Here is a 14,025-nt window from a genome sequence, read left to right on the forward strand (position 1 = left end):
CGCGGCGCAGCCGTCGTGCCGGAAGCGCTACCCGGACATCGGCGCCACGTTCCTGCGCATGGTGCGCGAGCTGGAGGCCCGTCCGGTCACCACCCACGTGACGGTTCCGCAGGCAGGCCGGGTGAAGGTGGTCCTGGACGGCGGGGCACTGCTGAACTGGACGGTGCGTGCCAGTCACGCCCCCGCCGACTTCCCGCTGGCCGTGGACGAACTGGCCCACGGCCACCCCGAGCGCATCGCCGCGCAATGGGCGTCCGCTTGGCTTCCCGGCTCGCAGGGAATGTTCGCCCACGGGCTGTCACTGAGCGTCTGGTGCAGCGAATGGGTGCCGTTCGAAACCCCCGCCGAGCAGCTGGCCAAGGGACAGCGCGCCTTTCCTGAACTCCCCCGCTCGGTCCTCGCCCAGGCTCCCCAGCTGCCGTTCCTTCGGCAGGCGTGCCAGGCTTGGGGCGTCCCGAAGGCACCCGACTCCGTGCGTGCGGTCACCCGGAGCAGCATTCCCACCCTTGCCATCTCCGGAAGTTTCGACGCGCAGACCGGGGCTCAGTGGGGACGCTTCGTTGCCAGGACGCTGTCCCGTTCCACGGTGGTGACCCTGGCCGGTGTCGCCCATGGAACGTTCGACCATCCCTGCGGGGCCAAGGTGATCACCTCCTTCTTCGACGATCCGGACAGCCCGGACACCCGGTGCGTGACCTCGGTGAAGCCGGTGCCGTTCATCACGGCCGGTGAGGGAGCCGGTGCCTCGTGAACAGGTATCCACGGGCGGGTGACACCGACGACGGCCCCGTGCGATGGTCCCGGCGCGGCTTTCTTGGTGCCGCGTCAGCGGCGGGCTGCGCGACCCTCTCGCTGAAGACCCCGGCGGCGCAGGCCCGGCTCGACCACCAAGACGTTCACCGGCACCACAGTGATGCGGCTGGTCGAACAGGGCAAGGTGGAGCTGGACGCGCCGGTGCGCCGCTACCTCCCCGATTTCACGGTGGCCGACCCGTTTGCCGCGGCGCAGGTCACCGTGCGGCAGTTGCTCGATCACAGTGCCGGGTGGCTGGGCGACGACTACCAGGACTTCGGGCCCGGCGACGACGCGCTGGCCCGTTTCGTGGCGTCCATGGGCCGTCTTCCGCATCTCAACGCTCCCGGGAAGGTGTTCGCCTACAACAACGCGGCGCTGTGCGTGGCCGGCCGGCTCATCGAGGTCGTGACGGGCACGACCTGTGAGGCGGCCGTGCGCAAACTGATCATCGATCCGCTCGGACTGGATCACAGCCGCTTCTCCAGCGACGAGATCGTGGGCTTCGACGTCGCCGCGTCACACGAGCTGCAACGGATGCGCTCCACACCCGGCCCCGGCGGCACGCTGGTCGTGGAACTCGACGGCATGGGGGTCACCTGGATGCTGCGTCCGACGGCCCAGGGGCCGCGGGTCGTCCAGCACGGCGGGACCTGGCCGGGTCAGATCTCGGGCTTCCTGATGGTTCCCGCCCGCGGCTTCGCCCTGACCCCTCTGACCAATTCGGAAGGCGGGACGCAGCTCAGGAACGAGCTGCTCACCGATGACTGGGCGCTCGAACGATTCGCGGGGGGGCACCAACCTGCCGGCCGCGGCCAAGGTCCTGAGCGGACAGGATCTGGCACCCTACGAGGGCCGCTACCTGGCTCAGCGGATCGGGGACGACGGTGCCATGGAGGACGTCGTCGTCGAAATGAACCGGCACGACGGGCGGCTGCGCGGCACCCGGACGTTCCGCGCTCCGACTTCGTTCGCGGGCCCGACGGGAAGGTGGCTCGGTGGCGCAACCACGGGCGGTTGTACCGCCGTCAGGCGCCTTGACGGGCACGGGTGGTGTGCCCGTCAAAGCCCCTGGATCCTCCGTCTGCGGGCCGCCGCTCGCATCGTGCGTCGGCCCGCTGCTCATGAGCTTTTCCAGCGGCTCCGGCGAACCTAGTTGGAGAAGTAGAAGTACTTCCACGCACCATGAGTGGTGGAGTTGACTTTGTCTCCCGAACCGCCGTCGATGTACGAGGACCGAACGCGTGCGCGGATGCCGGACTGGCCGGCATGGCCCAGGTTGACGACCGACTTGCCGTTGGCGCCGAGGGCGAAGTAGTCGGCATAGGTGTCGTACCACTTGCCGCCCGAGTACACCTGGAGTTGGATGCGCTGCTTGCGGCCCTGGTAGTAGCTCATCGCCGTGGTGCAGACGACGTCGGTGTTCTTGTGGAAGTACTGGTACGTCGTGTTGCCGATCTTGCCGGTCTTGTAGTGCCGGCTGAGCGTCGTCGCGACCTTCACCTTGGCGTAGGCCGTGGCCGTGACCGTCTTGGGCGCGTAGCGGGCGTCGCCCTTGAACACCGCGCTCAGGGTGGTGTCACGGCTCATGTCGAGGGTGACGGACAGGTTGCCCGCGGAGTTGACCTTGCCGGTCTTCACGAGCTTCTTCGGCTTGTCGGCGCCGGCCGGGTCGGCCCAGATCTCCACGGAACGGTTCGTGTAGGTGGTGCCGAGACGCGCGGTGAAGGCGACGTCGGCCCCGTAGGCGTAGAGCTTGCCGTTGTTGTTCAGGGTCAGACTCGCCGCGGCACGCGAGACGGCCACGGTGTCGGAGACGGCGGCCGCGGTGTGGGACGCGTCGCCCGCGTAGGTCACCCTGTAGGTCACGGCACCGCCGGCCGGAGGGGTGTCCGTGAAGGAGAACTTGCCACCCGCTCCGAGGGACTTGGTGCCGAGCGGCTTTCCGTGCGGCGACTCCACGTCGGTACGGGTGACGGTCAGCGGGGTCCCGGCGGGCAGAGCCAGTCCGGCGGAGAGAGTGCCTTTCACGGTCAGGGGCTTGGCGCGGGTGGCGGTGGCGGGGGCGTCGACCGTCAGCGTCGTCACGTAGGTGCGGGGCGCATCGAGGACGTGGAACTGGGTGGAGCCGCCGGAGTCGGTCAGCACGAACAGCTTGCTGCCGTCGTGCGACCAGTTCATCGAGTGCCCGAACCAGGGCATCCAGCTGGACGACAGGTTGCGGATGCTGGGCGGACGGGTGGGGTCGTCGCTGAAGACGTAGGTGTCGCCGAGGTTGTCGGTGTCCAGGACGGTGGCCGCGACCGTGCCGTCCTCGGCGATGCTGACCGTCGCCGGTGCCGAGGCGACCGGGTAGGTGCGCACCTGCTCCAGGTCGGAGAGCCGGTACTCGGTGAGCGCACGGTTGCCGGGGCCCGCAACGACGACGTTCCGACCGTCCGGGGTGAGGGCGGCGTCTTCGTAGAAACCGCCCTTGTTCGCGGAGACGCGGATGGCCGGGGTGCCGGTCGAGATGTCGTAGACGATGATCGGGCCGGAGCTGATGCCCGAGTCGAGGGCCAGCAGGGTGCCCGGGTTGTCGGGGTCCGCGTACAGCTCGGGCGGAGTGGCGAAGTTGTGCCCGGCAGCGAGGTCCAGCGTCACCGTCGGGTCGGCGGCCGTGAGGTCGACGACGCCGAGCCCGGACTCCCACTGGTCGCCGTAGCCGAACCACAACTTGCCGTCGGCGTAGGCGAGTCGGGAGGGGATGGTCCTGTCCCCGGTCGGGTACTCGGCGCTCGGCGCAAGGGTCGCCGTGTCGAAGGCGACGATCTTGTCGGCTCCCTGGACCGCGGCGTACAGCGTCTTGGAGTCCGGGCTCAGCTCCAGATCCCGGACCTGCGGCAGACCCGTGAGGGTGGCGGTGACCTTGCCCGTGTAGTCGGCGACGACGATACGGCTCTGATCGCGGTCGCTGAAGTACACCTGCTGATGAAGGCCGTCGACGACGGTGTCGTCCGCGCCCGAGACGGCGATGGGCCTGCTGGTGTCGGCCGAGGACGGTGTGGTGCTGAGCACCACTGACCCCAGGACGACCGCCAGCGTCGTAGCGGCCGTGAGAGTGCGTCTGTGCGTGGTGATTTCGAACCCCCCGGTAACGAAAATCGGTCTGGGCCACCGCATCCGGCGGTCGCGGACGCATGGATGCGACCAGTGATGTACGTGTGGCGATTGAGTGCAGATTAGGTCATGCCTCTGACAAACCGCACAGCGGTACGACCCGGTGGCCGATCTTGCTCGCCCAAGAAGGCTCCGGACACCGATGCGAATCGGGCATATGACCCAAGGGTGGCGGCCCCTCGTTCGGCCGACCCGGTCCCCTCCCTCCCGTCAGACTCCTGGAAGGGAGTGCTCCGGTCGGAGCGTGGTCGTGGGTGATACGGGGTGGGTGTGACCGAGCGCGGCAAGGCGGGCGTAACGGACCACGGAGTTCCTCGCGTACGCACGGAGACAGGAGATCGAACGGGCGGGCAGCAGGACGGTGACGAGGAGCGGCGGGGCGACGGGCCGGCCCGTGCGGTACGCGCGGTGCCGCGGCACGTCGCCTGCGTGATGGATGGCAACGGCCGCTGGGCGCAACGCCGTTCGCTGCCCCGGACGGCAGGCCATCAGGCCGCCGAGACCACCGTCATCGACATCATCGAGGCAGCCCGCGCGAGCGGAGTCGAGTGGCTCAGCCTGTACGCCTTCTCCACCGAGAACTGGAACCGTCCCGGCACCGAGGTCGACTACCTGATGCGTCTGGTCCGCCGGGTCGTACGCAAGCACGCGCCGCTGCTCCTCGCCCGGGGCATCAGATGCCGCTTCCTCGGGGCCGCGGACGCCCGCATCCCCCGTGAACTGGCCCAGGACTTCGCCGATCTGGCGACGCTGACCGCCGGCAACCGGGGCATGACGCTCACCGTCGCCTTCGACCACGGCGGACGCCGGGACATCGTCGAGGCCGCCCGGTCGCTGATCCGCAACGGGACGCGCGCCGACGACGTGACCGAGCGGCTCTTCGCGGACCACCTGCCCTTCCCCGACACCCCCGACGTCGACCTCGTCATCCGCACCTCCGGCGAGCAGCGCATCTCCAACTTCATGCTCTGGCAGGTCGCCTACGCCGAGTGGGTCTTCCCCGAGGCGCTCTGGCCGGACTTCCGGGCCCCCGACTTCCTCGCCTGCCTGCACACCTACCGGCACCGTGACCGCCGCTTCGGCGGCGTGCCGCCCCAGACGAACGGAGACCCGTCATGACGACCGGAACCACGGGAACGACCGACGAGGCACCCCTGTTCGGCCCGGAATCACAGTTCGGCGCCTTCTTCGACGATCCACGCTGGGCACTGGCCGTGATCCGGGCCACCGTGCTGGAGGCCGCCCACCCGCAGATCGGCGCCGCCCTCGCCGACAACTCCACCTTCGTGGCCCACCCCTGGCGCCGGCTGCGCAACACCTTCCTCAGCATGCGCCGCATGTTCGACGCCGACCCGGCGGTCCGCGCGCGGGAGGCCGCCCGGCTCAACAGGCTGCACGCCCGACTGAGCGGCTACGACTCCCGCGGCCGTGCCTATGACGCCATGGACCGTGCGACCCGCGCCTGGGTGGTCGCCACCCTCTTCGAGAGCGCCGTCACCATGTGCCGGCTGAGCGGTCAGCCGCTCGACCAGGACACCATGGAGCGCCTCTACGCCGAGTACCGTGCCTTCCTCGCCGCGCTCGACGGCGACGCCGGCGAACTCCCGGAGGAACTCAACGACTTCTGGCGCTACTTCGACCGGGTGGTCGAGGACGAACTGGAGAACAACGAAGCAGTCCGGGTCATCCTCTACCGGCTCTTCGACCACCTGCCCGCCCCGGCGCTGCTCGACGGCGCGCCGACCCTGTGGGCGGCCGGGCGGGCCGTGGTCGGCCCGCTCATCGGCTCGATCACCGTCGCCTCGCTCCCCGAGGCCTACCGGCGCCGGGCCGGGCTGCCCGAGATGCCCGGTACCACGGCCCTCATGCAGGGCGTCTACCTCTCCGCGGGACTCACCCGTTTCCTGCCCGAGGGCTGGATCGATCCCGGCGCGATCATCGAGACCCTCTCCCTCGCACCCGACAGCGACGACCCCCGCGCCCGGACCGTGACCGCGCTGCGCGCCGGCATGCAGCGGGCATCGGCCCTGCTCCGCCTCCTGACACCCTGGAGCGGTGGCAGCAATCCCGAGCCGGCCGCCTCGGCAGCCACAGGAGCCACAGGAGCCAGTCGGCGCTCGGCGGAGGAGTTCTTCCGCCAGGTGCTCGACCAGACCGGTGACGGCCACCTCGACTGGCCCGACCTCGCCGCCATGGCGCGCGAACTGTCCACCCGCCTCGACCTGGACGAACCCGACGAGACCCGGCTCTACGACGCCTTCGCCGCCTGGTGGCGCGAGCTCCAGGCCGCCCTCGACACGGACGGCGACGGTCGAGTCAGCGCCGACGAGTACGCCGCCGCCGTGCCCTCCCTCGCCGGTCCCGCGCTCATCCGCGTCGCCGAGGTCCTCTTCGACGCCACCGACAAGGATCGCAGCGGGACCATCGACGCGGACGAACACCGGGCGCTCTTCCGCACCGCCTTCCACCGCGACCTCACGGCCACGACCGGCGGCACCTACGACCGCAGCGCCTTCGTCGGTGACTTCCTCGCCTTCATGTCAGGTCGCCGCGGGAACAGCCCGTACGACCCCCTGCTCGCCGACGCCTGACCCACTCAGCGGTGAGCGCGGAAGGCCATCTGCGCTCACCGCAGCACCTCCGCGGCGCGAGCCGACGAAAGCCAGGTGGGGAACTCCTGGAGGAGCCGGTCGTAGAGCAGATCGTCGCTCACGGCGCGTGGATCACGGCCGGCATGGAAGAAGCCCGCGTTGTCGACGACGCGGTGTCCGGGTGCGGCCAGGTCGTCGAGTCGGCGGAGAAAGGCGAACTCGTTGTCGTCGGGGTCGCCGAACCCGACGAACTGCCAGAACAGCGGCAGGCGAGCCGCCTTGCACAGGTACCGTTCCGCGGCGAACCTGCTGGTGGGCCCGCCGTCGGTCTGGAAGATCACCAGGGCCGGGTCGTCGCTGCCGGAGACCAGATAGTGGTCGATGACTTCGTCCATGGCCCAGTGGTAGTTCGTCCGGCCCATGTGACCGAGGTTCTCGTGCAGCTTGTCGATGCGGCCACGATGGCCGCCGAGCCTGAGGTCGGTGGATCCGTCGACGTCGGTGGAGAAGAACACCACCGGCACCGTGCCGTCGTCGTCGAGGTGAGCGGACAGGGAGAGGACCTGCTCACCGAAGTGCTGCATGGTGCCGTCCTTGTAGTACGGCCGCATCGAACCCGAGCGGTCCAGCACGAGATACACCGCGGCACGCACCCCCTCCAGACCGTGCGCGCGCACGCTGGACCCGGCCGCCTTGTAGAGGCTCACCAGATCCGGAGCACTCGCCTGCACCTTGGACAGACCGATCGCGGATGCCTTGCCCTGCACCGTGTCCATGGTCACCACCCCTGTCTTTGCCGTCGGCCTTCGGTCGACCGCTCCGCGCCCACCGGCGAACGCCTCGCGGGGTACGGCGGCGGTCGCCCGTACCCCGCGGAGACGTCCCAGGTCGTACCGAAGTCTCAGGGCATCATCTCGTACGCCCCCGACAGCGCCTCGACACGCTGCCAGACGCGCTCCGAACGCGCCCCGTCGACCGCCGGGCGGCGGACGGCGCCGAGTGCCCAGAGCTGCTGCTCCTCGGTCGCGGAGTCCTTGCCGTGCAGCTCGACGGCGTGCGCGGAGAAGTCGCGTACGAGGACGGCGAACAGTTCGTCGAGGACGTCCGCCTCGACGCCGGTCAGGGCCGCCTGTTCCAGGACGAGCTGTCCGTGGACGACGAGCGCGAAGAGCTGACCGACGGCGAGGAGCAGGTCGAGGTCCCGGCTCTGCGCCTCGTCGGGAGCGGCCGTGCGTACGAACTCGCACAGTGCGTCGGCCTGTTCACGGAACCGGGAGACGTTGGGCAGGTGGGCGTACGCGTCGAAGGCCGGCCGCCAGTCGTGGAAGCGCACCGATCCAAGGCCGCGGGCCGGCCCCTGGCGGAACAGGAAGGTGTCGTCGGCCGCGTCGAGGCGGGTCGGGACGGGCTCGTAGGCGACGGGGTCCAGCAGGTGGTTGCGCATGAACTTCAGGATCAGCGCCAGGTTGACGTGGACGGTGCCCTCCAGCTTCGGCAGGCCGCGGATCTCGACGGCGGCCTGGGCGAAGTAGTTGTCCTTCTCGAAGCCCTTGGCCGCGATGACGTCCCACATCAGGTCGATGACCTTCTCGCCCTCGGTGGTCACCTTCATCTTCGTCATCGGGTTGAAGAGGAGGTAGCGGCGGTCGTCGGGGCCCGCGGTGCGGAAGTAGTCGACGGCGCGGTCGCTGAACAGCTTCATGCCGACCAGCCGTACGTAGGCGTCGGTCAGCTCCCTGCGCACGTGCGGGAAAGCGGTGACCGGGCGGCCGTAGAGCACGCGGTTCTGCGCGTGGGTGACGGCCTCGTACATCGCGTGCTCGCAGATGCCGATCGAGGCGGTGCACAGGTTGAACTTGCCGACGTTGACGGTGTTCAGGGCGGCGTCGAAGGCACCGCGGCCGGTGTGCAGCACGTCCTGCGGCGCCACCGGGTAGTCCTCGAGACGGAACTCGCTCACGTACTTCGAGGAGTCGACGACGTTCTTGACGAGGTGGTACGCCTCGTGGCGGCTGTCGGCGGCGAAGAAGACGTAGCCGTCGGGGCCCTCGACGTCGGTGCGACGGCCGAAGACGGAGACGAGACCTGCGGCGTTGCCGTTGCCGATGTAGTACTTGGAGCCGGTGGCCCGGAAGCCGCCCCGGCCGTCGGGCTCCAGAAGCATGTCGGTGGAGTAGATGTCGGCGCCGTGAGTCTTCTCGGACAGGCCGAAGGCGAACACCTCGCCCTGAGTGAGCAGTTCGGCGGCGCGGGCACGGGCGTCGGCGTTGTCGCTCTGCCAGACGGGGCCGAGACCGAGGATGGTGACCTGCCAGGCGTACCAGTAGTCGAGGCCGTAGAAGCCGAGGATCTCATTGAGTGCGGCGATGCGGGCGGTGTCCCAGCGCTTGTCGCCCGCGCCGTCCGCCGAGGCGGAGGCGGGCGTGAGGAACGTCGCGAAGAGGCCCTCCTTCGCGGCGAAGGCCAGGAAGTCGCCGAGCCAGGCGCGGCTGCGGTAGTCCTCGATGAGTCGGCGCTTGCCCCGCTCCTCGAACCAGTCGACGATGGCGCGCAGCAGCCTGCGGGTCTCCGGGTCGAAGTGCGCGGGATCGTAGGTCCGCGGGTTGAACAGCAGCGCGTCGGTCACGATGGCCGCCTTTCGGCTGGAATGGATGAGGGTGGGTCCGGGCACGGACGAGGCCCCGGTGCGGGCCCGCTCGACAGGTCAGTGACCGGGGTCGAGGCGGGCGAGTGTGGCGAGGACGTCGTCGAGCCAGGCGAGCATCATGCGTTCGTAGGCGATGCCGCCGCGCAGCACGACGTGCTGGAGTTCGCGTTCGAGGTCGCGCGGGCCGTCGGCAGCGGGCTCGGCGAAGTCACGGACCTCGCCGGCGAGGTAGTGGGCGAGGCGGTCCGTGTGGGCCTGCCGGTGCCGCTCGACCTCGCCGATCAGAGCGGCCGGGTCGTCGAAGGCGGCGCCCCGGATCTTCACCGCCAGGTCGTGCCGGACGCTCTCGGGCTCGGTCGGTTCGTGGAGCCACGCGGAGAGCGCGCCGCGGCCGGGCGCGGTGACGGAGTATTCCTTCTTGTCCGGACGCCCGTACTGCGGGACGTCGCGGACGTCGACCCAGCCGTCGGCCTCCATGCGCTTGAGCACGCGGTAGATCTGCTGGTGCGTGGCGGTCCAGAAGTACCCGATGGACCGCTCGAACCGCCGGGCCAGCTCATACCCCGACCCCGGTTTCTCCAGCAGGGAGACGAGGATCGCGTGCTCGAGTGCCATGCGTACGATCCTGCTATGCACTTCGTTGCATAGCAACGCCACGACGATGAGACGCCGCTCACCCGGGGCAGGTGACGCAGGTCATTGCCGACGCCCGCGGGCCGGAACGGGGAACCGGCCGACGGAACTCCGCATGCTTGCGCGGCCTACTCTTGGTCCGAAGTTCGATGATCCCTCGGTCGCCGAGGTGCGTGCGGTCGCCAGGCGGCCGGGACGGACACCCTGCCGCCGAGTGCCATCGGCGCGAAGGGTCGAGCGCCTGGTGCGCCCGGCCCGCCGTCACCCGAATTCCCTCAAGCCGTCCTCCAGAGAAAGGCTCCGCGATGAACTCGTCGGACCGGACCGCACGACCCGTCCATGGACCCGCCGCGGTCGACCACCGCGCCGCGGTCGCGGCGGAGACCGCCCGATTCGTCGCCGCCCTGGAGGACGCCGACCTGACGACCGCCGTGCCGAGCTGCCCCGGGTGGACACTGACCGACCTGGTCAAGCACACCGGCAGCGTCCAGCGGTGGTTCTCGGCGCTGCTGCGTGCACGCGTCCAGGAGGCGCCGCGCACGCGGGACGTCGACCTGCTGCTCCCGGAGCGGCAGGCGGACTACCCCGACTGGCTGTCCGACAGTGCGACCGTGGCCGCTCAGGCCTTCGCGGCCACCGACCCGGAGCTGCCCATGTGGGCGTGGGGCGCCGATCAGCACGCTCGTTTCTGGGCACGCCGGATGCTCTTCGAGACCCTGGTGCATCGGATCGACGCCGACCTCGCCCTGGGTCGCCGGGCTATTGTCGAGCGGCCGTTGGCGGTCGACGGGATCGACGAGTTCCTCGTCAATCTGCCGTTCGCCACGCCCTTCGCGCCCGATGTCGTCAAGCTGCGCGGCCCCGGGAGCACCATCCGCTTCGACGCGACCGACGGTGCGGAGTCCTGGCTCGTCCGGCTGCGCCCCGACGGCTTCGGGCTGGACGCGGACACCGGTGCCGCCGAGGCCACCCGGACCGCTGGGACCGCCGACGCGACCGTTCAGGCAAGCGCGGCCGATCTGCTGCTGCTCGTCTACGGTCGACTGCGCCTCGATGCGGCGGCCTTCAGCCACGACGGGGACGAGGATCTGCTGGCGCTCTGGTTCGCCAACTCCGCGTTCTGACGCAGGCTCGGAGGGCCGGCGGCAAGGCGGTGGTCGCCGGAGCGACTCTCCGGTAGCGTACCGACCGGACGGTACCGCTGATGCGTCCGGTACACCGTCCTGTGCACGAGGAACACCGTCGCTTCATCCGCCACCGGGACGGAGAGCCGCTGATGACCCTTGACACAGACCGCGACCGCCTCGCCCTCGCGCGCGAGACCTGGAGGACCCTGGAGCCGTACCACGGGGCCGTCTACTTCTCGCCCGAAGCCGCCGCTCAGTACGCCGAGTTGGGCGTGGACGCCAAGACCGGTTACTTCGCGTCCCGTTCGGCCGCACTCGGCGCCGCCACGGCGGATCTGGTGATCGCCACGTTCTACAACTTCCATCCCGAACTCGTGCGCCGGGCGATACCCGCGGCATGGGAGGCCGCCGCCCCGGAGCGGTTCACCGCTGCCCGGCTCACGGGGATCGACGCCACGCTCCGCCGCATCCTCGGCACGGAGGTCGACTCACCGCAGATGGCCCGCGCGGCGGAACTCGCCCGCGCCCTGGCCGACACAGCCGTGGGTCACCCGCAGGGCCGCCCCCTCTTCGCCGCGCACGCCGCACTGCCGTGGCCGAGCGCCCCCCACCTCGTGCTCTGGCACGCGCAGACCCTGCTGAGGGAGTTCCGTGGCGACGGCCACGTGGGGGCACTGCTGACGGCCGGGCTGAGCGGGCTCGAGGCACTCGTCACGCACGCCGCCGCGGGCGACGTCGACGCCGGGGTGCTGCGCGACTCCCGGGCCTGGACGCCCCAGGAGTGGGACGAGGCCGTGCAGGGCCTGCGCGAGCGTGGCTGGCTCGATGGCGGGCCGGACCTGGCGCTGTCCGAGGACGGTGCCCGGCGCAGAGCGGAGATCGAGGAGACCACCGACCGGCTGGCCGCCCTCCCCTATCTCACGCTCGGCCCTGCGGGCTGCGCCGAACTGTGTTCGCTGGTAAGGCCGTTCAGCATCGCGGTGGCCAAGGAGCTCCTCCCGTGGGCGGTCGGCCGCCTGAGCGCGGGGAAGGCTTGAGGTTCCGCCGCGCTGGTGAACGGCCACCTGCCTGAGCGGTGTCGAGCGGGTCAGCGACGGATGAGGCCCAGGTCGGTGGCGGTGGCGACGGCGGCGGTGCGCGAGTCGACGTCCAACTTGGCGTAGACGCGGGCCAGATGGGACTTCACGGTGCCCTCGGTCAGATGCAGCCGGTCGCCCACGGCCTGGTTGGACAGACCTTCGGCGACCAGGGCGAGCACCTCGGTCTCGCGCCGGGTCAGGGCGGTTCCCGGGGTGCGCAGCCGGTTCATCAGCCGGTCGGCGACCGTGGGCGACAACGTGGTGCGTCCGTCGGCGGCGGTGCGTACGGCGGCGGCGAGGTCCTCGGGCGGGGCGTCCTTGAGGACGTAGCCGGTGGCCCCGGCCTCGATGGCGGGCAGGATGTCGGCGTCGGAGTCGTAGGTGGTGACGATCAGCACGCGAGGCGCTGCCGGTCCTGCCGTGATCAGGGCGGTGGCTTCGGCGCCGCCCATGCCCTTGCCGAACTGAAGGTCCATGAGCACCACGTCGACATCGCCCACCGCGGCGCGGGCGACGGCGTCCTCGGCGGTGGCCGCTTCGGCCGCGACGACGAGACCCGGCTCGGTCTCCAGCACGGCGCGCAGCCCCGCCCGTACGACAGGGTGGTCGTCCGCCAGGAGCAGGCGGACGGGAGCGACGGTCACGGGCGGGCCTCCGGCCGGGTCTCGGACGACGGGGTGAGGGGCAGCCGCGCGGTCAGCGTGGTGCCGTGGTCCGCCGCGGAGTCGACGGCGAGCGTTCCTCCGGCGGCCTGGGCGCGGGCGCGCATCGCGACCAGCCCGAACCCGCCGGTCGTGGGGTCGGGGGCCGGAAGGCCTTCGGGGTCGAAGCCCCGTCCGTCGTCGGCGACCCCGAGGGCGACGTGGTCACCGTGGTAGCCGAGGGTGACGTCGGCCGTGGTCGCCTCGGCATGGCGGACGGTGTTGGCGAGGGCGGACTGCGCGATGCGCAGCAGGGCGACCTCGTGCGCGGCCGGCAGGGGGGCGGGGGCACCGGTGAGTCGGAAGCGGGCGGTGAGACGGTGCCGGGCCGAGGTGGTGGCGCAGAGGCGTTCCAGGGCGTCGGGCAGGGTGGCGTCGTCCAGCCCGGGCGGGACCAGGGCGGCGACGAACCGGCGGGCCTCGGCGAGGTTGTCGACGGCGGCCTGCCGTGCCTGCTCCACATGGCGCGCTGCCGTGTCCGGCGAGCCGGGCAGGGCCCGTCCGGCCGCGCTCAGCAGCAGTTGGATGCTGGAGAAGCCCTGCGCGAGCGTGTCGTGGATCTCTCGCGCCAGGCGGTCGCGTTCGGCGAGCACGCCCGCGGTGTGCTGGGCGACGGCCAGGTCGGCGCGGGTGGCGGTGAGCTCCTCGATCAGCGCGCGGCGCTGTTCGCTCTCCCGGTACAGGGCCTGGTACCCCAGGACCACGGCGATCGCCACGGCCGCGCCGAGACCGGGACCGATGGCCATGGCGGGGCTGAAGGCATCCTGGTGGGCGGCGAAGCCCGCGGCGGCCGCTGCCGCCGTGGCGCCCACCGCCACCAGGGCGGCGCGGCGGGGCAGCAGGTGCAGCTGGAGGAAGTACAGCGGGAAGGCCACCCACACCGCCTCGGGCGACAGGGCGAGCAGCACCAGCCACATCACGCCCACGGCGGCCAGCCACAGCGCGGCGGCGCGCCGCGGGCGCCGATGACGTCGTACGAGGGGGCCGGTCGCGTACACCGAAGCGCACAGCGCTGCGGCGGCGACGGTCCCTCCGGGGTGGGGCGGATCGCCGGCCACGGCCCGGCCGGCGGCCAGGGTGAGCAGGCCGATGACCAGCAGGTGCAGGCACCAGGTCAGGGCCCGGGTGGTCGGGGTCGGGGCGGGGGCGACGGTGTTCACAGTGTCTCCCAGGTTACGGAGCCCGCCGGCTCGCGGCCTCCATCGAAAGATGGAACCCCGGCGCCGTCCTTCGGCCCCTGAAGTGCGGTCCTGCGCCGGACGCGCCGCCCCGGGGCCCGGCACGAGGGTGGAGGT

The 14,025-nt window shown here is 71.0% G+C and carries 11 protein-coding genes and 2 pseudogenes; 7 read left to right on the forward strand and 6 right to left on the reverse strand.

What is annotated here, in order from left to right; all coding sequences use genetic code 11:
* The 3 genes and pseudogenes from Saso_RS23305 to Saso_RS23315 all read left to right on the forward strand — a co-directional run.
* The coding region (locus tag Saso_RS23305) for an alpha/beta hydrolase (RefSeq protein WP_203833547.1) at nucleotides 1-751 on the forward strand (751 nt) is incomplete at its 5' end.
* Nucleotides 752-789: 38 nt separating this feature from the next.
* Nucleotides 790-849: pseudogene (locus tag Saso_RS39080) on the forward strand (twin-arginine translocation signal domain-containing protein); the annotation flags it as partial.
* Between the two features lie 40 nt (nucleotides 850-889).
* A pseudogene (locus Saso_RS23315) lies at nucleotides 890-1,834 on the forward strand (serine hydrolase domain-containing protein); the annotation flags it as partial.
* Between the two features lie 111 nt (nucleotides 1,835-1,945).
* Here the strand turns inward: Saso_RS23315 and Saso_RS23320 are convergent.
* The gene (locus Saso_RS23320; RefSeq protein WP_307822245.1) at nucleotides 1,946-3,850 is read right to left on the reverse strand and encodes a YncE family protein; all 1,905 of its coding nucleotides are present in this window, start codon (nucleotides 3,848-3,850) and stop codon (nucleotides 1,946-1,948) included.
* Nucleotides 3,851-4,360: 510 nt separating this feature from the next.
* Between Saso_RS23320 and uppS the strand changes: the two genes are divergently transcribed.
* Both uppS and Saso_RS23330 read left to right on the forward strand, forming a co-directional pair.
* Nucleotides 4,361-5,071, forward strand: coding sequence for a polyprenyl diphosphate synthase (gene uppS, locus Saso_RS23325; protein WP_268253213.1), 711 nt, complete (start codon nucleotides 4,361-4,363; stop codon nucleotides 5,069-5,071).
* The gene (locus Saso_RS23330) at nucleotides 5,068-6,543 is read left to right on the forward strand and encodes an oxygenase MpaB family protein (RefSeq protein WP_189922049.1); all 1,476 of its coding nucleotides are present in this window, start codon (nucleotides 5,068-5,070) and stop codon (nucleotides 6,541-6,543) included. Before uppS ends, Saso_RS23330 begins: the two co-directional genes overlap by 4 nt.
* 35 nt (nucleotides 6,544-6,578) lie before the next feature.
* On the opposite strand, the gene Saso_RS23335 is transcribed toward Saso_RS23330, so the two are convergent.
* From Saso_RS23335 to Saso_RS23345, 3 genes are all read right to left on the reverse strand, one after another.
* Complete coding sequence (locus Saso_RS23335; protein ID WP_189922047.1) at nucleotides 6,579-7,319, reverse strand: vWA domain-containing protein; 741 nt, start codon at nucleotides 7,317-7,319, stop codon at nucleotides 6,579-6,581.
* A 125-nt stretch (nucleotides 7,320-7,444) separates the two neighbouring features.
* Nucleotides 7,445-9,169 (reverse strand): acyl-CoA dehydrogenase family protein, encoded by a 1,725-nt coding sequence (locus Saso_RS23340; RefSeq protein ID WP_189922045.1) that lies wholly within the window; start codon nucleotides 9,167-9,169, stop codon nucleotides 7,445-7,447.
* A gap of 78 nt (nucleotides 9,170-9,247) precedes the next feature.
* Nucleotides 9,248-9,805, reverse strand: a complete 558-nt coding sequence (locus Saso_RS23345; protein WP_189922043.1) for a PadR family transcriptional regulator — start codon at nucleotides 9,803-9,805, stop codon at nucleotides 9,248-9,250.
* A gap of 323 nt (nucleotides 9,806-10,128) precedes the next feature.
* On the opposite strand from Saso_RS23345, the gene Saso_RS23350 reads away from it, so the two are divergent.
* Together Saso_RS23350 and Saso_RS23355 are read left to right on the forward strand one after the other, a co-directional pair.
* Nucleotides 10,129-10,947 carry a maleylpyruvate isomerase family mycothiol-dependent enzyme gene (locus Saso_RS23350; RefSeq protein ID WP_189922041.1) on the forward strand — a complete coding sequence of 273 codons (819 nt, stop codon included), beginning with the start codon at nucleotides 10,129-10,131 and terminating at the stop codon, nucleotides 10,945-10,947.
* Between the two features lie 152 nt (nucleotides 10,948-11,099).
* Nucleotides 11,100-11,987, forward strand: coding sequence for an SCO6745 family protein (locus tag Saso_RS23355; protein WP_189922039.1), 888 nt, complete (start codon nucleotides 11,100-11,102; stop codon nucleotides 11,985-11,987).
* Nucleotides 11,988-12,037: 50 nt separating this feature from the next.
* Here the strand turns inward: Saso_RS23355 and Saso_RS23360 are convergent, their stop codons facing one another.
* Both Saso_RS23360 and Saso_RS23365 read right to left on the reverse strand, forming a co-directional pair.
* A complete protein-coding gene (locus Saso_RS23360) occupies nucleotides 12,038-12,673 on the reverse strand; it encodes a response regulator (protein ID WP_189922038.1) in 636 nt (211 codons plus the stop codon).
* The gene (locus Saso_RS23365; protein WP_189922036.1) at nucleotides 12,670-13,890 is read right to left on the reverse strand and encodes a sensor histidine kinase; all 1,221 of its coding nucleotides are present in this window, start codon (nucleotides 13,888-13,890) and stop codon (nucleotides 12,670-12,672) included. Before Saso_RS23365 ends, Saso_RS23360 begins: the two co-directional genes overlap by 4 nt.
* Between the last annotated feature and the right edge of the window lie 135 nt (nucleotides 13,891-14,025).

It is taken from the genome of Streptomyces asoensis (assembly GCF_016860545.1).
GTDB lineage: Bacteria > Actinomycetota > Actinomycetes > Streptomycetales > Streptomycetaceae > Streptomyces > Streptomyces asoensis.